The following is a 21964-nucleotide window of genomic DNA, read 5'->3' on the forward strand; positions in this document are numbered from 1 at the left end:
TCTCTCACGCGGTCTGGTGCGCCAGCAGCGCCACCGCGGCGATCAGCACCGCCAGCAGCGCGATCAGCGCCATCGGGTTTATCCCGCCCAGAAAGCTCTCTTGCTGCAGTCGCTCGCGGTTGGCACGGCACACCGGGCACCGGCCCTCGCTCACGGGCGCCGCGCAGTTCGCGCACACCAACCGGTCGTACGTCATGCGCTCGCCCTCCTTGCACCGGCCATCGCTCGTACAACGCTCACGGGAACCAGAACGTTCCCCCCTCCACTGTGCCAGGTTCACGGAGCGCGTGCGCGGGGCCTTGGGGAGCCGGGCAAGGACAGGGCCCGGTACAAAAACGTACAAGCCTTACCCAACCTCGTCCTGCGACTGCACTTGCACACCCGGTTCGCGTATGGTCACGCTCATCTACCCCCGGCGACCCGTGGTGCATCCGTGATCCGATTCGACAACGTCTCCAAGGTCTACCCCAAGCAGACCCGCCCCGCACTCAGGGATGTCTCCCTGGAGGTGGAGAAGGGCGAGTTCGTGTTCCTCGTGGGGTCCTCCGGCTCCGGAAAGTCCACCTTCCTGCGGCTCCTGCTCCGCGAGGAGCGGTGCAGCCACGGCCAGGTGCACGTCCTGGGCAAGGACCTCGCGCGCCTCTCCAACTGGAAGGTGCCGCAGATGCGCCGCCAGCTGGGGACGGTGTTCCAGGACTTCCGGCTCCTGCCGAACAAGACCGTCGCGGAGAACGTGGCCTTCGCCCAGGAGGTCATCGGCAAGTCCCGCGGCGAGATCCGCAAGTCCGTGCCGCAGGTGCTCGATCTCGTCGGCCTCGGCGGCAAGGAGGACCGGCGGCCGGGCGAGCTGTCCGGTGGTGAGCAGCAGCGCGTGGCCATCGCGCGGGCCTTCGTCAACCGGCCCAAGCTGCTGATCGCCGACGAGCCCACCGGCAACCTCGACCCGCAGACCTCCGTCGGCATCATGAAGCTGCTCGACCGCATCAACCGGACGGGCACCACGGTCATCATGGCGACACACGATCAGAACATCGTGGACCAGATGCGCAAGCGCGTCATCGAGCTGGAGAAGGGCCGCCTCGTCCGCGACCAGGCCCGCGGCGTCTACGGCTACCAGCACTAAGCAAGTTCACGACGAAAGGCTCGACCAGACGCCATGCGCGCCCAGTTCGTCCTGTCGGAGATCGGTGTCGGTCTCCGCCGCAACCTGACGATGACCTTCGCCGTCATCGTCTCCGTCGCCCTGTCCCTGTCTCTCTTCGGCGGCTCGCTGCTGATGAGCGACCAGGTGAGCACCATGAAGGGCTACTGGTACGACAAGGTCAACGTCTCGATCTTCCTGTGCAACAAGCACGACGCCGAATCGGACGTCAACTGCGCCAAGGGTGCGGTCACGGCGGACCAGAAGAAGCAGATCCTCGATGATCTGAACAAGATGTCGTCGGTCGTCGAGAAGGTCTCCTACGAGTCGCAGGACCAGGCGTACAAGCACTACAAGGAGCAGTTCGGCAACTCCCCGCTGGCCGGTTCGCTCACGCCGGACCAGATGCAGGAGTCGTACCGGATCAAGCTCAAGGACCCGCAGAAGTACCAGGTCATCGCGTCGGCCTTCAACGGGCGCGCCGGTGTGCAGTCCGTGCAGGACCAGAAGGGCATCCTGGACAACCTCTTCACGCTGCTGAACCTGATGAACCGGGGCGCGCTCGGTGTGATGGCGCTGATGCTGATCGTCGCGCTGCTGCTGATCGTCAACACCGTGCGTGTCTCGGCGTTCAGCCGCCGGCGTGAGACCGGGATCATGCGGCTGGTCGGCGCCTCGGGCTTCTACATCCAGGCGCCGTTCATCGCCGAGGCCGCGGTCGCGGGACTCATCGGCGGCGGGCTCGCCTGTGTGGCCCTGGTGGTCGGCCGGTACTTCACCATCGACCACGGCATGGCCCTGTCCCACAAGCTGCAGCTCATCAACTTCGTCGGCTGGGACGCGGTGTTGACCAAGCTGCCGCTGATCCTCGCCACGAGCGTGGTGATGCCGTCGCTGGCGGCGTTCTTCGCGTTGCGCAAGTACCTGAAGGTGTGACGCATGCCAAGAGGACCGTACGGACATCGGGCCGTACGGTCCTTCGCGTTGTCCTAGACTCACCGCCATGTCAGGCCGAGAGCTGTGCGGAGACCTGTTCAGTCCGCCCCGTCGCATCCGCCGCGGGGCCGCCCTGACATTGGTCTTCGCCGGCGTCCTGGTCGCCGGTGCCGCCACCGGCTCCTTCCCGGAGACCGGTACGCCCGCGCGCAGGGCCGCCTCCGGGCCCGTGCCCTCGGCCACCCGGCACGAGGACGTGCAGAAGGCCGCCGCCGAGGCGATGGCCGACGGCAAGTCCCCGATGGAGGCCGCCGAGCGGGCCGTCAGCCGCAGCGGGGACCGCTGGGGCGCCGTCTACTCCGAAGGCGAGTACCAGGAGTTCCAGGACGCCCTCGACGGCCGGTACACCGGCGTCGGACTGTGGGCGCGCAGCGACCGGGACGGCCGGATCGAGGTGACCAAGGTGCAGCCCGGCTCGCCCGCCGCCGAGGCGGGGGTCCGCACGGGCGACCGGCTGCGCAGCGTCGACGGCCGCAGGGTCGACGGACGGCCGGTCACCGAGGTGGTCTCGTTACTGCGCGGCGACGCCGACGACGCGGCCGCCGGTACGACCGTCACCCTGGGCCTCGAACGCGGCACGCGCGCGTGGACCGAGAAACTGCGCCGGGCCAGCCTGTCCACCCACTCCGTGACGGTGAGCAGACTGCCCGGCGGGGTCACCGTCATCAAGATCGCCGCGTTCACCAAGGGCACCGGGGACGCCGTCCACGCCGCGGTACGGCAGGTCCCGGCCGACGGCGGGATCGTCCTCGACCTGCGCGGCAACTCCGGCGGCCTGGTCACCGAGGCGGTGGAGACCTCCTCCGCCTTCCTCGACGGCGGCCTGGTCGCCACCTACGACGTCGACGGCGCCCCGCGCTCGCTGCACGCCGAGCCCGGCGGCGACACCGCCCGGCCGCTGGTCACCCTGGTCGACGGCGGCACGATGAGCGCGGCCGAGCTGCTCACCGGGGCCCTGCAGGACCGGGGCCGCGCGGTGGTGATCGGCTCGCGCACCTTCGGCAAGGGCTCCATCCAGATGCCGACGAAACTGCCCGACGGCTCGGTGGCCGAGCTGACCGTCGGCCACTACCGCACCCCCTCCGGTCACACCGTCGACGGCCAGGGCATCACCCCGGACCTGGAGGCGGCGCCGGCACAGTCCCTGCCGCGGGCGGAGACCGTGCTCACGGGCCTGGGCAACCCGTCGTAGCCTCGTGTTAATCGGCTGTACGCACGGCCCCTCCGTAGTGCGAAAATGGTCGGCACTATGAGCAAGGGAATGTACGTACCGAAGGAGTCCCAGCCCAAGCAGGGCGGCGGGGCCGCCAAGGCCAGGGACGGCGAGAAGGGCGGCAAGCGCAAGATCGTCGCCCAGAACAAGAAGGCCCGGCACGACTACGCGATCATCGACACCTACGAGGCCGGGCTCGTGCTCATGGGCACCGAGGTCAAGTCGCTGCGCGAGGGGCGGACCTCGCTGACCGACGGCTTCGTCCAGATCGACCGCGGTGAGGCGTGGCTGCACAACGCCCACATCCCCGAGTACCACCAGGGCAGCTGGACCAACCACTCCGCGCGGCGCAAGCGCAAGCTGCTCCTGCACCGCGAGGAGATCGACAAGCTGGAGTCGAAGTCCCAGGAGACGGGTCACACGATCGTGCCCCTCGCCATCTACTTCAAGGACGGCCGGGCGAAGGCCGAGATCGCCCTCGCACGGGGCAAGAAGGAGTACGACAAGCGGCAGACGCTGCGGGAGAAGCAGGACCGGCGGGAGTCGGACCGGGCCATCGCGGCGGCGAAGCGCAGGCAGCGCGGCCTCTAGCGGCCGACCGCCGGGGAATAGGCTGGCATCGTCGTGCGTTGGTCACGTACGATGGCGGTGCACTCGACAGAGGGTGCGTGGCCCCTCAATGCAGGGGATTGAAAAATCAACATGGGGATGATCGGTTTCGACAGCGGCTGTCGAAGCAGGGGAAGCGTGTCGAGGAAGCGGCAATGATCTCGTAAACCATATGTCGCAAAAAATAATCGCCAACACCAAGCGCGATTCCTTCGCCCTCGCTGCCTAAGTAGCGACTTGCGAAGTGTCAGCCCGGGGCTGTTCCCGACCCGGATCCTGGCATCAGCTAGGGAACTAAACCTTGATCCCGGTCACGGGGTGAAGAGGGAAATCAAACAGTGACTGAGCCCGTCGGAGACTTGTCCGCGTGATCTCCGGGGCCGAGAAAAGCGAAGCGGACTGCACACGGAGAAGCCCTGATTCCGCACCGTTGGACGCGGGTTCGATTCCCGCCATCTCCACGACACCCCTCCGGGGGTACCCCATGTGGGCAAGGCCCCGTCGCTTTCGAGCGGCGGGGCCTTCGCTTAGGGAACTGCGGTGCCGTCGGCTGCATCGCGCGGCACCCCGCCGGCGCGGGTGAGCGAAGCCAGGCCCAGGGCGAGAGAGGCGGCCACTGCCGGTACGGCGTACGCGGAAGCCGGCGTGCAGTGCTCCGCCGCCCAGCCGCCCGTCGCCGAGCCGCATGCGATCCCCGTGAGCAGGGCGGTCACCACCAGGCTCATGCCCTCGTTCAGGCGGTCGGACGGTGTCCGCTTCTGCACCAGCGTCATCGCCGTGACCATGGTCGGCGCCGTCGCCATCCCCGCCACCAGCAGCGCCCCCGCCAGCACCGCAAGGGACCCGGCGGTCGCGGCCGCCCAGGGAAGCGTCATCAGCACAGCCATGGCCCCCAGGCACCAGGAGAAGCGCACCCGCGCCGGCTTCAGCGCGCCGTACGCCAGACCCGCCGCGCACGAGCCCGCCGCCTGCAGGGCGAGGACCACGCCGGCCGCCGACCGGTGTCCCTGCGCGTCGGCGTAAGCGATCGTGACGACCTCCATCGAGCCGAACATCGCGCCGGTCGCGAGGAAGCAGGCCAGCAGGGCAGGAACGCCCGGGCTGCGCAGCGGTGAGGGTGCCTGCGTACGGGCCTGCGGCGGCGGCTCGGTGGCCCGCTGCGCGGTGAACAGGACCATGCCGGAGAGCAGCAGCACCGCGCCCGTGAGCGTGCCCGCCTCCGGGAAGAACGTGCCGGTGACGAAGGAGGCCAGCACCGGGCCGAGCATGAAGCACAGCTCGTCGGCGGCCTGTTCGAAGGAGTTGGCGGTGTGCAGCGCGCCGGGCTCGTCGCGCAGCAGGTGGGCCCAGCGGGCGCGGGAGAGGCCGCCGATGTTCGGCGTGGTCGCGGTGAGGGCGTAGGCGGCGAAGAGGGTCCAGTCCGGGGCGCCGTAGCGAACGCACAGCAGCAGCGCGAGGCTGCCGAGCACGGACGCGAGCGTGGCCGGTACGGCGATGCGGGCCTGCCCGTGCCGGTCGACGAGCCGGGCGACCCAGGGCCCGGCCAGCGCGGTCGCCGCGAGACCGGTGGCGGTGACGGCACCGGCGAGGGCGTACGAGCCCCGCGACCCGGCGATCATCACGACGGCGCTCACGCTGAACATGCCCATGGGCAGCCGGGCGAGGAGGTTGCCGATGGTGAAGGCGCGGGTGCCGGGGAGGCGGAAGAGGCGGCGGTAGCCGTGGGTGGTGGATATGACCGAGGGCATGTGAGCCACTCTGGCCCTGAGTGGATCAAGAGGTCCAACACCTTCTCCGTCCCGATTCACTCACCTGTGTTGTAAGTTCACGCCGTGGACCCCCGGCTTCTGCGTGCCTTCGTCGTCGTCGCGGAGGAGTTGCACTTCACCCGCGCCGCGGCCCGCCTGTACGTCGCCCAGCAGGCACTCAGCCGGGATGTGCGGCGGCTGGAGCGGGAGTTGGGGGCGGAGCTGTTCGTGCGGACGACCCGGCAGGTGACGCTGACCGCGGACGGCGCGCGGCTGCTGCCGCACGCCCGGCGGGTCCTCGCCGCCCAGGACGACCTGCTCGCCGCCTTCGCCCCCGGCCAGTCCCGCCCGCTGCTGGTGGACCTCAACTCGCCGGGCCTGGCCACCGGCCGCCGGGTGCTGCACCGGGCCCGTGAACTCGCCCCCGACTGCGAGCTGATGGCCCGCTACGAGAGCGGTCTGACCGGAGCTGCCGGCGAGCTGCTGGCCGGCCGGCTGGATGTCTCCTTCGGCCGTTTCGCCGGCCTGGACCCGGCGCTGCGGTCCGCGCTGGAGCAGCAGCCGGTGCGCTGCGAGCCGATGGCCGTCGTGCTGCCCGAGGACCATCCGCTGGCCGCGCTTGCCGAAGTGCCCCTGTCCGCGCTGGCCGGCGAGACGGTGTACGCCGGCGCCGGGAACCCCCGCACCCGGGAGTGGACCGACCTGGCGGGCCGGCTCTTCGAGGGGCGCGGCATCCGGCTCGCCCCACCCCTTCCGCCGGCTTTCGGGGACGAGGAGTTCGAGCGGATCATGGCCAAGACCCGCCACCCCGTGCTGGCGGTCGTGGACTTTCCGGTGATGCCCCGCACGGTGCGCCGGCCCCTCGTCGATCCCGTCCCGCTGTCGCCGGTCTCCCTGGTGTGGCGGAAGGGGCTGGTCCATCCCGGACTGGACGCGCTGCGCCGGGCGGCGGCCGAGCTGGCACGGGCGCAGGGGTGGCTGCGGCGGCCCGCCGGGGGATGGATACCGGCCGCCGATGCGGATGCCATGGGCACGGCGGGATGACCTCACGGGGCACAGGGGCGGTGAGTGAGAGCAAAGTTCCCTCGCGGTCACTCACAGCCACAGGCAGGAAACGCGCCCTCCCTACCTTCGGGCTGAGTCGGTCGATGGCAGGTCGACGGCAGACCGAGCAGCCGGAGCCCCCCGTGGAGGCGCGATGACAGCCCCAGCCCCAACACCAGCCCCCTCAGCCCCAACCCGTCGCAGTGGCCGCTGGATCGAGCGCTGGGATCCGGAGGACGAGGGGTTCTGGGAGGCGACCGGGGAACGGATCGCCAACCGGAACCTCTGGTTCTCCGTCCTCTCGGAGCACATCGGCTTCTCGGTCTGGACCCTGTGGTCGGTCCTCGTGCTCTTCATGGGCCCCGAGTACGGCCTGACCCCCGCCGACAAGTTCCTGCTGACCTCGATGGTCACGCTCGTCGGTGCCGTCGTCCGCGTCCCCTACACCTTCGCCGTGGCCGTCTTCGGCGGCCGCAACTGGACCGTCATCTCGGCGAGCCTGCTGCTCATCCCGACGGTCGCCGCGTTCGCGGTCATGAAGCCGGGCACGTCCTTCAGCACGTTCCTCCTGGTCGGCCTGCTGGCCGGCATAGGAGGCGGCAACTTCGCCTCCTCCATGACCAACATCAACGCCTTCTTCCCGCTGAGGAAGAAGGGCTGGGCGCTCGGCCTCAACGCGGGCGGCGGCAACATCGGCGTGCCGGTCATCCAGCTCGTCACCCTCGCCGTCATCGGCGCGAGCGGCGGCCCGCGCGTGCTGCTGGGCATCTACATCCCGCTGATCGTCGTGGCCGCCGTATGCGCCGCCTCCTTCATGGACAACCTGGCGACGGTCAGGAACGACACCGGCGCGGCCAAGGACGCCGCGAAGGACGCGCACACCTGGATCATGGCCTTCCTCTACATCGGCACCTTCGGCTCCTTCATCGGCTACAGCTTCGCCTTCGGGCAGGTCCTGACGATCCAGTTCGGCCGCACCCCGCTCCAGGCGGCCTACCTCACCTTCATCGGCCCACTGCTCGGCTCCCTGATCCGCCCCCTCGGCGGCCGGCTCGCCGACCGCTACGGCGGCGCCCGCATCACCCTGTGGAACTACGTCGGCATGGCCACCGCGACCGCCGTCCTGATCGTCGCGAGCACCCGGAAGTCACTGCCGCTGTTCGTGTCCGTCTTCGTCGTCCTGTTCGTGCTGAGCGGCCTCGGCAACGGCTCGACGTACAAGATGATCCCGGGCATCTTCCAGGCGAAGGCCCTGGCGAAGGGCCTGGAGGGGGAGGCCGCCGCGGCCCACGGCCGCCGCCTGTCCGGCGCCGCGATGGGCCTCATCGGCGCGGTCGGCGCGCTCGGCGGAGTCGGCATCAACCTCGCCTTCCGGCAGTCCTTCCTGTCCTACGGTTCCGGCACCGGCGCGTTCGTCGCCTTCCTCGCCTTCTACGGCGTCTGCTTCGCGGTGACGTGGGCCGTATACCTTCGCCGCTCGGCCGGGCAGTCTGTGACGGAGACGGCGGCGGACACAAAGCCGCAGCTCAGCTACGCGGAAGTGTGAAGTAACACCGGCGACATCAAGCCGAACCGAGCCTGTCACGCGCCGTTGACAGGCTCGTTCGGTGCGCCGGCCAGCTAGGAGAGCCCATGTACGACGAAGAGCAGCAATCCGGAGCTCCTGAGCACGGTCCGCTCGCGGGATTCACGGTGGGCGTCACCGCCGCGCGCCGGGCCGACGAGCTGGGGGCCCTGCTCCAGCGGCGCGGTGCCGCCGTCCTGCACGCCCCCGCCCTGCGCATCGTGCAGCTCGCCGACGACGGTGAACTCCTCGCCGCCACGAAGGAGATCATCGATCAGGTGCCGGACGTGGTCGTGGCCACCACGGCGATCGGTTTCCGGGGCTGGATCGAGGCCGCCGACGGCTGGGGCCTCGGTGAGCAGTTGCTCGGGCGGCTGCGCGGCGTGGAGCTGCTGGCCCGGGGCCCCAAGGTCAAGGGAGCGATCCGGGCGGCCGGCCTGACGGAGGAGTGGTCCCCCTGCTCGGAATCCCTGGCCGAGGTCCTGGACCGCCTCCTGGCGGAGGGTGTCGACGGCCGCCGTATAGCCGTACAGCTGCACGGGGAGCCGCTCCCGGGCTTCGTCGAGTCCCTGCGGGCCGGGGGAGCGGAGGTGGTCCCGGTCCCGGTGTACCGCTGGATGCCGCCGGAGGACATCACGCCGCTGGACCGTCTCCTGGACGCGGCCGTCTCCCGGTCCCTGGACGCACTGACCTTCACGAGCGCCCCCGCGGCGGCGTCCCTGCTGGAACGGGCGGAGGTCCGAGGCCTCCTGCCGGACCTGCTGTCGGCGCTCGCCCACGACGTCGTGCCGGCCTGTGTGGGCCCGGTGACCGCCCTCCCCCTCCAGACGCACGGCGTGGACACGATCCAGCCGGAACGCTTCCGCCTGGGCCCCCTCGTCCAGCTCCTCTGCCAGGAACTCCCGGGCCGTGCCCGCGCCCTGCCGGTCGCCGGCCACCGGGTGGAGATCCGCGGGCACGCGGTCCTGGTCGACGGCGCGCTCAAACCGGTCCCCCCGGCAGGCATGTCGCTGTTGCGGGCCCTGTCCCGTCGCCCGGGCTGGGTCGTCCCCCGGGCGGACCTCCTGCGCGCACTGCCGGGCGCGGGCCGCGACGAGCACGCCGTGGAGACGGCGATGGCCCGCCTCCGCACGGCCCTCGGCGCCCCGAAACTGATCCAGACGGTGGTGAAGCGGGGGTACCGGCTGGCGCTGGACCCGGCGACGGACGCGAAGTACGCGGACGCGTAGCGGCGGCGTACCTCGTCAGTTCCCCTCGAGTCGGCTTGCTCCTGTACGCGGCGGAAGCGACACGCTGAGCTGGTACCAAGTCCCCGGCCTGCCCCCGACGTCGGACGGGTCGGCCGGGCCGGCCGGGGTGAACCCCGCTTTCGTCAGCACCCTCCGGGACGCGGTGTTCTCCAGGGCCGTGGCCGCCCTGACCGTGTGCAGTCCATGGCGCTCCGCCGCCAGCCGGCACAGCTTCCGGACGGTCGCCGTCGCCACGCCGTGGCCGGCGGCATGCTCGGCGACCCGGTAGCCGAGTTCCGCGGTGCCGTCGGTGATGTCGACCAGGTTGAACCTGCCGAGCACGGAGCCGTCCCCGGCGACGAGCACGTAGAAGGCGCAGACGCCGGCCTCCTGTTCGGCCAGCAGGGCGTCGTACCGGTCGGTGAACTGCTCGAAGTACGCGTCGCCACGGTCGGAGACCGAGGCCGCGAAGTAGACGCGGTTCGCCAGCTCGAAGGCCAGGACCGCCGGGGCGTGGTCGGCGTGCAGCCGCTGCAGCTCGGGCATCACCCGAATGTACTCACGCCGGCACCGGTCCTCCCGACCCGAGCGCCGGGGGTTCCGGCCGGAGCCCAGGGCGGGCACTGTGAGGGGGAGACCCCACGCTTCCTGCCTAGGCGGTGACAGGCGCATGGCACTGGGTACGGCCACGTCCCCGTACGAACTGCGGTTCGACGCCGGACGGATCTGTCTCGATCTCCTCGCGACCACGCACCCGGCCGAACGGCTGGACAGCGCGGAGGCGTTGTGCGCGTGGATCGGCGGGGCCGGGCTGGTGCCGGAGGGTACGGAGCTCGGCCACGCCGACGCCTCCTGGCTCGTGGGGTTCCGCGAACTGCGGGCGCACCTCGGGCTGCTGGTGCGCAACTGCGGCAACTCCCGCGTGCCGGACACGTCCTCGTACGCCCGGGCGCTCGGGCGCGTCAACGAGGCCGCCCGTGCCGCGCCTCCGGCCCTGCGTGCCGTATGCGGTGAAGAAGGCGGACTTGTCCGGGAGTTGGCCGATCCGCCGACCTGCGCGGGACTGCTCGCGCTCGTCGCGCGGGACGCCGTGGAACTGCTCACCGATCCCGTCGCGCGGGCGGCCGTGCGGGAGTGCGAGGGGGACAGCTGTCCGCTCGTCTACCTGGACACCTCGCGGGGGCGGCGCCGCCGCTGGTGCTCCAGTGAGGTCTGCGGGAACCGGGAGCGGGTGGCCCGGCACCGACGGCGGGCCGCGCTCGCGCGAGCGTGATTTCCGTAACACCGGGGCTAGGTGCTGGATACACGGGGACCTTTCACCGACCCCCGGCGATGTGTCGGAAATGTAAAGATCACGCGGTGGGAATGTGCGTGCATGTCCCGCTCGTCACGTCACTTCGAAGAATTCTGTCACCTCCGTTTGAACACCGCGCCGCTCCCTTCCGTACGGGTGGGCGAGCGACCGACTGGGGGAACCCCCGGACACCGGAGGTGGGCGTGCGCAAGGATGCGGCCGTGGCCAATGAACGTGGATCGAGGGCCCGACATCGCATGTCCTCACAGCCCTCGGAACCTGACGAGGAGTTGATGCGTGCCCTGTATCGAGAGCACGCCGGACCCCTGCTCGCGTATGTCCTGCGCCTCGTCGCCGGTGACCGGCAGCGCGCCGAGGACGTCGTACAGGAAACGCTCATCCGTGCCTGGAAGAACGCCGGTCAGCTCAATCGGGCGACCGGTTCGGTACGCCCCTGGCTGGTGACGGTCGCGCGTCGCATCGTCATCGACGGCCACCGCAGCCGGCAGGCCCGGCCGCAGGAGGTCGATCCGTCGCCGCTGGAGGTCATCCCCGCGGAGGACGAGATCGACAAGGCGCTGTGGCTGATGACGCTGTCGGATGCGCTCGACGACCTGACCCCGGCCCACCGGGAGGTACTCGTCGAGACGTACTTCAAGGGGCGTACGGTCAATGAGGCGGCCGAGACGCTGGGCATTCCCAGCGGCACGGTGCGGTCTCGGGTGTTCTACGCCCTGCGATCGATGAAGCTGGCACTTGAGGAGCGGGGGGTGACGGCGTGATGAGCAGCGGATACGGGGGGATGCAGGGATTCGGGGCGGGTGGTCCGGGTATGTCTGGGCCCATGAGCCCCCCATCGGGATCTTCGGTGCCGAACGAGCACGAGACCGTCGGCGCCTACGCCCTCGGGATTCTCGACGACGCCGAGGCGACCGCTTTTGAAGCGCACCTCGCGGGCTGTGAATGGTGCGCCCAGCAGCTGGACGAGCTGGCCGGGATGGAGCCGATGCTGGCCGCGCTCGCGGACCTGCCGGGCTCCGGCAGTACCCCCGCGATCGGCGACTCGCTGTCCGCCAAGCCCAGTCCGCGGCTGGCGGAGAAGCTGGTCGACGAGGTCGCCGAGAAGCGCGCCCAGAAGCGCCGGCGCAGCTTCTACATGATCGCGGCCGCGGCCGCCCTGATCATCGCCGGCCCGCTGGCGGCGGTCGCGGTGAACAGCGGTTCGTCCGGCAGCGGCCAGGTCACCGCGTCCTCGGCGCAGACCACCTTCGAAGCCATGCCCGACAAGAAGTCGGCCACCGACCCGTCGTCCCGGATCAGCGCGACCGTCGGCATGGAGCAGAAGGACTGGGGCACCCAGGCGGTGCTGGAACTGAAGAACGCCAAGGGGCCGCTCAAGTGCTCCCTGGTGCTCGTCGCGAAGAACGGACAGCGCGTGACCATGTCGTCGTGGTCCGTGCCGAACTGGGGCTACGGCATCCCGGACGGGAAGACACCGGAGTCCAGGAAACCGCTCTACATCGGCGGCGCGGCGGCCTTCAAGCCGAACGAGATCGACCACTTCGAGGTCGTGACCTTCCAGGGCAAGAAGCTGGTGCAAGTGGACGCGTAGCTTCGACCGGCCCCCTTCGCGTACGGTTGACGGCTGCCCAGCACGTCAGAAGGGGGCCCGGTGGCCGCTCAGGTTCAGCAGTCCGCGGTCGGCTCGGTACAGGACGCACACGATTCCGTCCGTGACCGGGAGATCAGCGTCGAACAGGAACACCTGGACCGGGTGTACCGGCGGCTGGAAGAGAAGATCCACGAGGCCGAGTTCCTGATGAACGACGCGGCCAAGCGCGGCCAGGTCGGCACCCCGGGTGCGCTGGCCGAGCGGGACGCGCAGGTCTTCCGGGCCGGCGTCCACCTGAACCGGCTCAACAACGAGTTCGAGGACTTCCTCTTCGGGCGGGTCGACCTGCTGCTCGGGAAAGACGGGAAGAAGGGGCCCGACGGGGCGTACACCGCCGTCGAACCCGCCGAGGGCGCCGTGCGGGACGACAACACCGCCGACATCGCCGAGACCCTGCACATCGGGCGCATCGGCGTCCTCGACCAGGACTACGCGCCGCTGGTCATCGACTGGCGGGCGCCCGCCGCCGCGCCCTTCTACCGGGCCACGCCGGTGGAGCCGGGCCGGGTCGTACGGCGCCGGGTCATCCGCTCCAAGGGGCGCCGCGTCCTCGGTGTCGAGGACGACCTGATGCGCCCCGAGCTGACCGCCTACCTCGACGGCCGCGAACTGCCCGTCATCGGCGACGGTGCCCTCATGGCCGCCCTCGGCCAGGCCCGCAGCCACACCATGCGGGACATCGTCTCCTCCATCCAGGCCGAGCAGGACCTGGTGATCCGCGCCCCCGCCGCCTCCATCACCTACGTCGAGGGCGGTCCGGGCACCGGCAAGACCGCCGTCGCCCTGCACCGCGCCGCCTATCTGCTCTACCAGGACCGCAGACGCTACGCGGGCGGCATCCTGATCGTCTCGCCGACCCCGCTGCTCGTGGCCTACACCGAGGGCGTGCTGCCCTCGCTCGGCGAGGAGGGCCAGGTCGCGATCCGCGCGATCGGCTCACTCGCCGTGGACGCCGTCGGCGCCGAGGCCACCTTGTACGACTCCCCGTCCGTGGCCCGCGCCAAGGGCTCGTACCGCATGCTGAAGGTGCTGCGGAAGGCCGCCCGGGGCGCGCTGGAGCTCGGGTCCATCGCTCCGCCGCAGGACGAGGAGGACACCGAGCCGCGGACGGGCACCGGGTCACCGACGCGGCTCCGTGTCGTCGCCTTCGGGCGCCGTCTGGAGCTGGAGGCGCAGGAACTGGAACGTGTCCGCCGTACCGTGCTCGGCGGCACCGCGCCCGTCAACCTGCTCCGCCCGCGCGCCCGCAAGCTGCTCCTGGACGCCCTGTGGGCCAGGTCCGGGGCCGCCGCCCGGCACAGCGACCCGGAGCTGGCCGCCGAGCTGCGCTCCTCCTTCGACGAGGACGTCACGAGCGAGGACTCCTTCATCGCCTTCCTGAACGCCTGGTGGCCGGAGCTGACGCCGAAGGCGGTGCTCGCCGCCATGGCCGACGAGAAGCGGCTCGGCCGCTGGGCCCGCCGCATCCTCAACCCCGGCGAGATCCGCAAGGTGGCCCGGTCGCTCCAGCGGGACGGCCTCTCCGTGCACGACATCGCCCTGCTGGACGAGCTCCAGGCGATCCTCGGTGCCCCGGCCCGCCCCAGGAAGCGGCGCGAGCTGGACCCGCTGGACCAGCTCACCGGCCTGGAGGAGCTGATGCCGGTGCGCGAGGAGACCCAGCGGGAGCGGGCCGAGCGGCTCGCGCAGGAGCGCACCGAGTACGCGCACGTCATCGTGGACGAGGCGCAGGACCTCACGCCGATGCAGTGGCGCATGGTCGGCCGCCGCGGCCGGCACGCCACCTGGACGGTCGTCGGCGACCCGGCCCAGTCCTCCTGGTCCGACCCGGACGAGGCGGCCGAGGCCCGCGACGAGGCCCTCGGCTCCCGCCCGCGGCGCCGCTTCCAGCTCACCGTGAACTACCGCAACCCGGCCGAGATCGCCGAGCTGGCCGCCAAGGTGCTCGCGCTCGCCATGCCCGGCTCACAGGCGCCCAGGGCGGTGCGGTCCACCGGGGTCCAGCCGCGCTTCACGGTCGTGGGGGAGTCGCTGGGCGGCACCGTGCGCGCCGAGGCCGAGCGGCTGCTGGAGCTGGTGGACGGCACGGTCGGTGTGGTCGTCGCGATGAACCGGCGCGAGGAGGCCCGGCGCTGGCTGGCCGGGCTCGGCGACCGGGTGGTGGCGCTCGGCAGCCTGGAGGCCAAGGGCCTGGAGTACGACGCGACCGTGGTCGTCTCGCCGGCGGAGATCGCCGACGAGTCCCCGGCCGGCCTGCGCGTGCTGTACGTGGCGCTGACCCGGGCCACCCAGCAGCTGACGGTGGTCTCGGGGGAGCGGGACGAACCGGACGCGGCCGGGGTGCCGGATCTGCTGAGAGACTGAGATTTCTGTGAACTCCCCGCAAGGGGAATGGTCCCCGGCATCCGTTTGTTAGCCTGGGTACGGCACCGGCTCGATCCAAGCCCCCGGGCCCAACCTTTGTCCCTGCGAGGGACCACTTGCCGCGAGGCGAGCATGGCGGGTCGGTGTCGTAAGCGTGGGAGGTCCACGTCACGAATGTGACGTGGACCTCTTTCTTTGCCCCCGCATGACCCTTCCCCCACCTGATCATCTCTCGTATGGTGGAAGTGATTTTCCGAAACTGCGCGCCTGGCCGTGCGCCCGCTGTGAACAAAACGTCCGCAATGCCGGGCGACTATCACGTACTCACGGGTAGGTGCGACGATCGGACGGCACAACTCGCGACACGGTGAAAGCAGAGGAAGTCGGCCATGGCAACGGCGCCCAGCGTCTCCTACTCGATGACCATCCGGCTGGAGGTGCCCGCGAGCGGAACCGCCGTCTCGCAGCTCACCACCGCCGTGGAGTCCTCCGGAGGCTCGGTGACCGGCCTCGACGTCACCGCGTCCGGGCACGAGAAGCTCCGTATCGACGTCACCATCGCGGCCACCTCGACCGCGCATGCCGAGGAGATCGTCGGGAAGCTCCGCGGCATCGAGGGTGTCACGCTGGGCAAGGTCTCCGACCGTACGTTCCTGATGCACCTCGGCGGCAAGATCGAGATGGCGTCGAAACACCCCATCCGCAACCGTGACGACCTGTCCATGGTCTACACGCCGGGTGTGGCCCGCGTCTGCATGGCGATCGCCGAGAACCCCGAGGACGCCCGCCGCCTGACCATCAAGCGCAACTCCGTTGCGGTCGTGACGGACGGTTCCGCCGTGCTCGGCCTGGGCAACATCGGCCCCAAGGCGGCCCTGCCCGTCATGGAAGGCAAGGCGGCCCTGTTCAAGCGCTTCGCCGGGATCGACGCCTGGCCGATCTGCCTGGACACCCAGGACAGCGACGCGATCGTGGAGATCGTCAAGGCGATCGCCCCCGGGTTCGCCGGCATCAACCTGGAGGACATCTCCGCGCCCCGCTGCTTCGAGATCGAGGCCCGGCTGCGCGAGGCCCTGGACATCCCCGTCTTCCACGACGACCAGCACGGCACCGCCATCGTCGTCCTCGCCGCCCTGACCAACGCCCTGCGCGTCACGGACAAGGCGATCGAGAACATCCGGGTCGTCATGTCCGGCGCCGGCGCGGCCGGTACGGCCATCCTCAAGCTGCTCATCGCGGCGGGCGTGAAGAACGCCGTCGTCGCCGACATCCACGGCGTCGTGCACGCCGGCCGCGAGGACCTGGTGAACGCCCCCGCCGACTCGCCGCTGCGCTGGATCGCCGACAACACCAACCCCGAGGGCCTCACCGGCACCCTGAAGGAAGCCGTGCGCGGCGCCGACGTGTTCATCGGCGTCTCGGCTCCCAATGTGCTGGACGGCGACGACGTGGCCGCCATGGCAGACGGCGCGATCGTGTTCGCGCTCGCGAACCCCGACCCCGAGGTGGACCCCGCAATCGCCCGTCAGACGGCGGCCGTTGTGGCCACCGGGCGCTCCGACTTCCCGAACCAGATCAACAACGTGCTGGTCTTCCCGGGTGTCTTCCGCGGCCTGCTGGACGCCCAGTCCCGCACCGTCAACACCGAGATGATGCTCGCCGCCGCCAAGGCCCTGGCGGACGTGGTGACCGAGGACGAGCTGAACCCGAACTACATCATCCCCAGCGTCTTCAACGACAAGGTCGCGGGCGCGGTCGCCGGAGCCGTCCGCGAGGCCGCGAAGGCGGCCGGGGCGACGGCCTAGTCACCTGGTGAAGGGAAGGGGGCGGCCGGGCGTCGGCCAGGTGACGGCGTACCGTACTGTGCAAGGGCTGTGAGGATCACCACGGCGGCCCCCCGCACCGGCGCGTCGTGGAACCAGCTGATGCCGGGCGCGCTCTAGGGTGACGCCGAGCGGGCGCCTTTCGTGTGACTCCCCAGGGTGTTCTCACGACTCCTACGGGTGCCGGATTGGCTTTACCGCCGCAGGTAGGGGCAGGATGCGTCCCTGGGCGCGAGCGCATCGGCATCGCAGTGCCTCGGGCGGATCCGCCGCGTGGCACACCCCAACGGCAAGAAATACACGGGAGTAACAACATGAACCGCAGTGAGCTGGTGGCCGCGCTGGCCGACCGCGCCGAGGTGACCCGCAAGGACGCCGACGCCGTGCTGGCCGCGTTCGCCGAGACCGTCGGCGAGATCGTCGCCAAGGGCGACGAGAAGGTCACCATCCCGGGCTTCCTGACCTTCGAGCGCACCCACCGTGCCGCTCGCACCGCGCGCAACCCGCAGACCGGCGAGCCCATCAACATCCCCGCCGGCTACAGCGTGAAGGTCACCGCGGGCTCCAAGCTCAAGGAAGCGGCCAAGGGCAAGTAAGCGCTCCGCTCTGAGCGCCGTTCAAGCGCCGATGGGGCGGCTCCCGGATTTCCGGGAGCCGCCCCATCGTGGTTGCTGTCACAAACGGCCTCGAACGCCGGCCCGGCTGGAGCCGGCCGGACTCAGCCCAGTGCCTTGCCCGGCAACTCCACCTTCGCGCCCAGTTCCACGAGCTTCTCCATGAAGTTCTCGTAGCCGCGGTTGATGAGGTCGATGCCGTGGACGCGGGACGTGCCCTCGGCGGCCAGGGCCGCGATCAGGTAGGAGAAGCCGCCGCGCAGGTCGGGGATGACCAGGTCGGCACCCTGCAGCTTGGTGGGGCCGGAGACGACCGCGGAATGCAGGAAGTTGCGCTGGCCGAAGCGGCAGTCGGAGCCGCCCAGGCACTCGCGGTAGAGCTGGATGTGGGCGCCCATCTGGTTGAGGGCCGAGGTGAAGCCGAGGCGGGACTCGTAGACCGTCTCGTGGATGATGGACAGGCCCGTGGCCTGCGTGAGCGCCACGACCAGCGGCTGCTGCCAGTCGGTCTGGAAGCCGGGGTGCACGTCCGTCTCCAGCGCGATGGACTTCAACTGGCCGCCGGGGTGCCAGAAACGGATGCCCTCGTCGTCGATCTCGAAGGCACCGCCCACCTTCCGGTAGGTGTTCAGGAACGTCATCATCGAGCGCTGCTGGGCGCCGCGGACGTAGATGTTGCCGCTGGTCGCGAGGGCCGCGGACGCCCATGAGGCGGCCTCCAGGCGGTCCGACAGTGCGCGGTGGGTGTAGCCGCCGAGCTTGTCCACACCGGTGATGCGGATCGTGCGGTCGGTGTCCATCGCGATGATCGCGCCCATCTTCTGCAGCACGCAGATGAGGTCCTCGATCTCCGGCTCGACGGCCGCGTTGGACAACTCCGTCACGCCCTCGGCGAGTACGGCCGTCAGCAGCACCTGCTCGGTCGCGCCGACGGACGGGTACGGCAGCCGGATCTTGGTGCCGCGCAGCCGCTGCGGGGCCTCCAGGTACTGACCGTCCGCGCGCTTCTCGATGGTCGCGCCGAACTGCCGCAGCACGTCGAAGTGGAAGTCGATGGGCCGGCCGCCGATGTCGCAGCCGCCGAGGCCCGGGATGAACGCGTGGCCGAGACGGTGCAGGAGAGGGCCGCAGAACAGGATCGGGATACGGCTCGACCCCGCGTGGGCATCGATGTCAGCCACGTTGGCGCTCTCGACGTGCGTCGGGTCGAGCACCAGCTCGCCGGGCTCGTCGCCCGGACGGACCGTCACCCCGTGCAGCTGGAGCAGGCCGCGGACGACCCGCACGTCACGGATGTCGGGAACATTGCGCAGTCGGCTCGGCGCGCTGCCCAGCAGGGCGGCGACCATGGCCTTCGGTACGAGGTTCTTCGCACCGCGGACACGGATCTCGCCCTCCAGCGGGGTTCCGCCATGGACAAGCAGGACATCGTCGTTGACGGTCATGTATCTCGCGTTCCGATGAGTTGGGCAGGGGCCGGCCGATCACTGTGCGCAGGGGCCGGGAAGACAGGGTAATCGCCGATTACCCCCCGTCCGTAAGCCCGAGTACCACCCGGACACGTCATAGCTGTGTCACAACACGAACCGTTCCCTTTCGGGCACATGGGGTCACCGGCCGGGTGTGCGCCCGGGGTGCCTCCTTGCTCCCTGAGCTGCGTTCACTCCGGCACGCCGATTGGCTCCCCACCGAAGGGGAAGATGCGGGATCATGTCTGGCATGACCGAGGTGTCCTCGCTCACAGGGCGGCTGCTCGTGGCCACTCCCGCCCTGGCGGACCCGAACTTCGACCGCGCGGTGGTGCTCCTTCTCGACCACGACGAGGAGGGTTCCCTCGGCGTCGTCCTCAACCGCCCCACCCCGGTGGACGTGGGTGACATCCTGGAGGGCTGGGCCGACCTCGCCGGCGAGCCCGGTGTCGTCTTCCAGGGCGGCCCCGTCTCGCTCGACTCGGCGCTCGGCATCGCGGTCATCCCGGGCGGTGCGAACGGCGACCTCGCCCCGCTCGGCTGGCGCCGGGTGCACGGTGCGATCGGTCTGGTCGACCTGGAGGCCCCGCCCGAGCTGCTCGCCGCGGCCCTCGGGTCCTTGCGGATCTTCGCCGGATACTCCGGCTGGGGCCCGGGTCAGCTGGAGGACGAGCTGGTCGAGGGTGCCTGGTACGTGGTCGAGTCGGAACCCGGTGACGTCTCCTCGCCGGCCCCGGAAAGACTCTGGCGGGAGGTACTGCGCCGCCAGCGCAGCGAGCTGGCGATGGTGGCGACGTACCCGGACGACCCGTCGCTCAACTGATGCGCCTGCGCTTCAGTACCCTGGGGCTTATGAGCACTCTTGAGCCCGAGCGCGGGACTGGTACGGGGACCCTCGTAGAGCCGACGCCACAGGTGTCCCACGGCGACGGCGACCACGAGCGCTTCGCCCACTACGTCCAGAAGGACAAGATCATGGCGAGCGCGCTCGACGGCACTCCCGTCGTGGCGCTGTGCGGCAAGGTCTGGGTGCCGGGCCGCGACCCGAAGAAGTACCCCGTGTGCCCCATGTGCAAGGAGATCTACGAGTCCATGGGCAGCGGTGGCGAGGACAAGGGCGGCAAGGGCGGCAAGGGCGGCGACAAGTAAGGCCGTCCCGTCCGCGGTCGTGAGCCCCCGGCGCGTATGCGGCGCGCGCGCCGGGGGTCTTTGTGTCGTCTTTGCGTCCTCGGCGCGCGAGTGGTCCAGACCTCTTGTGGGCGTGGTGGCGGAGTCCGTAGCCTCACCGGTGTCATGCGCGTGACGAAACGGTCACGGGGCAGGATGCACTGCACGTTCTGGTGGCGCGGCAGAGGACTGACGACATGAGCGACACGCCCCTTTTCCCGGAGCCCGACGTGGCGCTGATCCCCGCGCCGAGCCGCGTGTCGGCCTCGCTGCCCGGCGGCGGCACCGGATACGTCATCGACGCGGACACCGAGATCGACGCCACCGGGGGCACCGAGCGGGTCGCGCGCTGGCTGCGGACGGCCGTGGGCGCGGCCACCGGGCTGCCGCTGGCCCCGCACCGCGACAGCGGCTCCCGCATCCTGCTGCGGATCCGGCCGTCGCTCGCGGACGAACTCGGCAGCCCTGAGGCCTATCAGCTGTGCGCCGACGGCTATCTCGTCTGCATCGACGGCGCGAGCGAGACCGGCCTGTTCTGGGGCGCCCAGACCTTCCGTCAACTGCTCGGCCCGGAGGCCTTCCGGCGCGCCCCGGTCACCGGCCGGACGGAATGGGAGATCCCGGCCGTCACCGTCCGCGACGCCCCCCGGTTCCGCTGGCGCGGTCTCCTCCTCGACGTGGCCCGGCACTTCATGCCCAAGGACGGCGTGCTGCGCTATCTGGACCTGATGGCCGCGCACAAACTCAACGTCTTCCACTTCCACCTGACGGACGATCAGGGCTGGCGGCTCGAGATCAAGCGCTACCCGAGGCTGACGGAGGTCGCCTCCTGGCGGGCCCGGACGAAATTCGGTCACCGGGCCTCGCCGCTGTGGGAGGAGAAACCGCACGGGGGTTACTACACCCAGGACGACATCCGGGAGATCGTCGCCTACGCCGCCGAGCGGCATATCACCGTCGTCCCGGAAATCGACGTACCGGGCCACTCGCAGGCCGCCGTCGCCGCGTACCCGGAACTCGGCAACACCGACGTCATCGACACCACCGCCCTCTCCGTGTGGGACACCTGGGGAATCTCCTCCAACGTACTGGCCCCCACCGACAACACCCTGCGCTTCTACGAGGGAGTGTTCGAGGAGGTCCTGGAACTGTTCCCTTCGCAGTTCGTCCACGTCGGCGGGGACGAGTGCCGAAAGGAGCAGTGGAGCGGGTCGGTGGCGGCCAAGACCCGGATCGCGGACCTCGCACTCGCCGACGAGGACGCACTGCAGGCGTGGTTCATCGGGCACTTCGACACGTGGCTGTCCGCGCGCGGGCGCCGGCTCATCGGCTGGGACGAGATCCTGGAGGGCGGGCTCGCCAAGGGGGCCGCGGTGTCGTCCTGGCGTGGGTACGGCGGCGGGATCGCGGCCGCGCGGGCCGGCCACGACGTCGTCATGTGCCCGGAGCAGTACGTGTATCTGGACCATCGTCAGGCCCCGGGCGACGACGAGCCGGTGCCGATCGGGTTCGTGCGCACGCTGGAGGACGTCTACCGGTTCGAACCCGTTCCGCCCGGCCTCACCGAGGAGGAGGCCCGGCATGTGCTGGGCACTCAGGCCAACGTTTGGACCGAGGTGATGGAGGACGTCGCGCGCGTGGACTACCAGACGTTTCCCCGGCTGGCCGCCTTCGCCGAGGTGGCCTGGAGCCGGCTGCCCGCCCCCGCGGAACGGGACTTCGCCGGCTTCGAACGCCGTATGGCCGCCCACTACGCGCGACTCGACGCCCTCGGGGTCGCATATCGGCCGCCCGCCGGACCCCGGCCGTGGCAGAAACGCCCCGGCGTCCCGGGTCGCCCGAAAGAGGGCCCGCCGCCGAACAAGTGACCACCCCGAACACGTGACCGTTCCGAACAAGGAATGGAAAACCGCGTCAAGGGTCACCGAAGAGTGTCAATCGGTGCGCACCGGTGATGCCGTGCGAAAACGGACCATCTCCGTGGTGAGGTGGGCGAATGCCTCCTAGCGGACCCCCG

At 70.4% G+C, this 21964-nt stretch carries 20 protein-coding genes and 1 other RNA gene; 17 read left to right on the forward strand and 4 right to left on the reverse strand.

The annotated features are described in order from the left end of the window. Positions 1–4 precede the first annotated feature (4 nt). The gene (locus ABZ624_RS30470; RefSeq protein WP_360095969.1) at positions 5–196 is read right to left on the reverse strand and encodes a hypothetical protein; all 192 of its coding nucleotides are present in this window, start codon (positions 194–196) and stop codon (positions 5–7) included. Between the two features lie 237 nt (positions 197–433). On the opposite strand from ABZ624_RS30470, the gene ftsE reads away from it, so the two are divergent. The 5 genes from ftsE (at position 434) to ssrA (ending at position 4423) form a co-directional block, all read left to right on the forward strand. Next, positions 434–1123 (forward strand): cell division ATP-binding protein FtsE, encoded by a 690-nt coding sequence (gene ftsE / locus ABZ624_RS30475; RefSeq protein WP_030348507.1) that lies wholly within the window; start codon positions 434–436, stop codon positions 1121–1123. A gap of 33 nt (positions 1124–1156) precedes the next feature. Further along, a complete protein-coding gene (ftsX, locus tag ABZ624_RS30480; RefSeq protein ID WP_360095972.1) occupies positions 1157–2077 on the forward strand; it encodes a permease-like cell division protein FtsX in 921 nt (306 codons plus the stop codon). A 67-nt stretch (positions 2078–2144) separates the two neighbouring features. Then, positions 2145–3329 (forward strand): S41 family peptidase, encoded by a 1185-nt coding sequence (locus ABZ624_RS30485; RefSeq protein WP_360095975.1) that lies wholly within the window; start codon positions 2145–2147, stop codon positions 3327–3329. A 69-nt stretch (positions 3330–3398) separates the two neighbouring features. Continuing rightward, a complete protein-coding gene (gene smpB / locus ABZ624_RS30490; RefSeq protein WP_351249980.1) occupies positions 3399–3941 on the forward strand; it encodes an SsrA-binding protein SmpB in 543 nt (180 codons plus the stop codon). Positions 3942–4054: 113 nt separating this feature from the next. Next, positions 4055–4423: a transfer-messenger RNA gene (ssrA, locus tag ABZ624_RS30495) on the forward strand. Between the two features lie 63 nt (positions 4424–4486). Here the strand turns inward: ssrA and ABZ624_RS30500 are convergent. Continuing rightward, a complete protein-coding gene (locus ABZ624_RS30500; RefSeq protein ID WP_360095977.1) occupies positions 4487–5707 on the reverse strand; it encodes an MFS transporter in 1221 nt (406 codons plus the stop codon). An 84-nt stretch (positions 5708–5791) separates the two neighbouring features. Between ABZ624_RS30500 and ABZ624_RS30505 the strand changes: the two genes are divergently transcribed. The 3 genes from ABZ624_RS30505 to ABZ624_RS30515 all read left to right on the forward strand — a co-directional run bounded on the left by ABZ624_RS30505 (position 5792) and on the right by ABZ624_RS30515 (position 9544). Next, complete coding sequence (locus ABZ624_RS30505) at positions 5792–6751, forward strand: LysR family transcriptional regulator (RefSeq protein ID WP_360095980.1); 960 nt, start codon at positions 5792–5794, stop codon at positions 6749–6751. Positions 6752–6905: 154 nt separating this feature from the next. Then, a complete protein-coding gene (locus ABZ624_RS30510) occupies positions 6906–8297 on the forward strand; it encodes a nitrate/nitrite transporter (protein ID WP_360095983.1) in 1392 nt (463 codons plus the stop codon). Between the two features lie 86 nt (positions 8298–8383). Then, positions 8384–9544, forward strand: a complete 1161-nt coding sequence (locus ABZ624_RS30515) for a uroporphyrinogen-III synthase (RefSeq protein ID WP_360095986.1) — start codon at positions 8384–8386, stop codon at positions 9542–9544. A gap of 15 nt (positions 9545–9559) precedes the next feature. Here the strand turns inward: ABZ624_RS30515 and ABZ624_RS30520 are convergent, their stop codons facing one another. Beyond that, positions 9560–10090, reverse strand: a complete 531-nt coding sequence (locus ABZ624_RS30520) for a GNAT family N-acetyltransferase (protein WP_360095989.1) — start codon at positions 10088–10090, stop codon at positions 9560–9562. A gap of 124 nt (positions 10091–10214) precedes the next feature. Between ABZ624_RS30520 and ABZ624_RS30525 the strand changes: the two genes are divergently transcribed. From ABZ624_RS30525 to ABZ624_RS30550, 6 genes are all read left to right on the forward strand, one after another. Then, complete coding sequence (locus tag ABZ624_RS30525) at positions 10215–10817, forward strand: ABATE domain-containing protein (RefSeq protein ID WP_360095992.1); 603 nt, start codon at positions 10215–10217, stop codon at positions 10815–10817. A 218-nt stretch (positions 10818–11035) separates the two neighbouring features. Continuing rightward, a complete protein-coding gene (locus tag ABZ624_RS30530; protein ID WP_030167252.1) occupies positions 11036–11620 on the forward strand; it encodes a sigma-70 family RNA polymerase sigma factor in 585 nt (194 codons plus the stop codon). 50 nt (positions 11621–11670) lie between these two features. Next, the gene (locus ABZ624_RS30535) at positions 11671–12450 is read left to right on the forward strand and encodes a zf-HC2 domain-containing protein (protein WP_360095995.1); all 780 of its coding nucleotides are present in this window, start codon (positions 11671–11673) and stop codon (positions 12448–12450) included. Positions 12451–12510: 60 nt separating this feature from the next. Further along, complete coding sequence (locus ABZ624_RS30540) at positions 12511–14874, forward strand: UvrD-helicase domain-containing protein (protein WP_360095998.1); 2364 nt, start codon at positions 12511–12513, stop codon at positions 14872–14874. Between the two features lie 389 nt (positions 14875–15263). After that, entirely contained in the window at positions 15264–16679 is a 1416-nt protein-coding gene (locus tag ABZ624_RS30545; RefSeq protein WP_360096001.1) for an NAD-dependent malic enzyme, read from the forward strand. A 332-nt stretch (positions 16680–17011) separates the two neighbouring features. Continuing rightward, positions 17012–17293 carry an HU family DNA-binding protein gene (locus ABZ624_RS30550; protein WP_023550134.1) on the forward strand — a complete coding sequence of 94 codons (282 nt, stop codon included), beginning with the start codon at positions 17012–17014 and terminating at the stop codon, positions 17291–17293. 122 nt (positions 17294–17415) lie between these two features. Here ABZ624_RS30550 and murA read toward each other — a convergent pair whose 3' ends face one another. Then, positions 17416–18756 carry a UDP-N-acetylglucosamine 1-carboxyvinyltransferase gene (murA, locus tag ABZ624_RS30555; protein WP_360096004.1) on the reverse strand — a complete coding sequence of 447 codons (1341 nt, stop codon included), beginning with the start codon at positions 18754–18756 and terminating at the stop codon, positions 17416–17418. A gap of 274 nt (positions 18757–19030) precedes the next feature. On the opposite strand from murA, the gene ABZ624_RS30560 reads away from it, so the two are divergent. The 3 genes from ABZ624_RS30560 (at position 19031) to ABZ624_RS30570 (ending at position 21815) form a co-directional block, all read left to right on the forward strand. Next, positions 19031–19603, forward strand: a complete 573-nt coding sequence (locus ABZ624_RS30560) for a YqgE/AlgH family protein (RefSeq protein WP_360096007.1) — start codon at positions 19031–19033, stop codon at positions 19601–19603. Between the two features lie 29 nt (positions 19604–19632). Continuing rightward, positions 19633–19929 carry a DUF3039 domain-containing protein gene (locus tag ABZ624_RS30565; protein WP_360096010.1) on the forward strand — a complete coding sequence of 99 codons (297 nt, stop codon included), beginning with the start codon at positions 19633–19635 and terminating at the stop codon, positions 19927–19929. Between the two features lie 215 nt (positions 19930–20144). Further along, complete coding sequence (locus ABZ624_RS30570; RefSeq protein ID WP_360096013.1) at positions 20145–21815, forward strand: beta-N-acetylhexosaminidase; 1671 nt, start codon at positions 20145–20147, stop codon at positions 21813–21815. Positions 21816–21964: the final 149 nt, after the last annotated feature.

This window comes from Streptomyces sp. NPDC007205 (assembly GCF_040634095.1).
Taxonomy (GTDB): Bacteria; Actinomycetota; Actinomycetes; order Streptomycetales; family Streptomycetaceae; genus Streptomyces.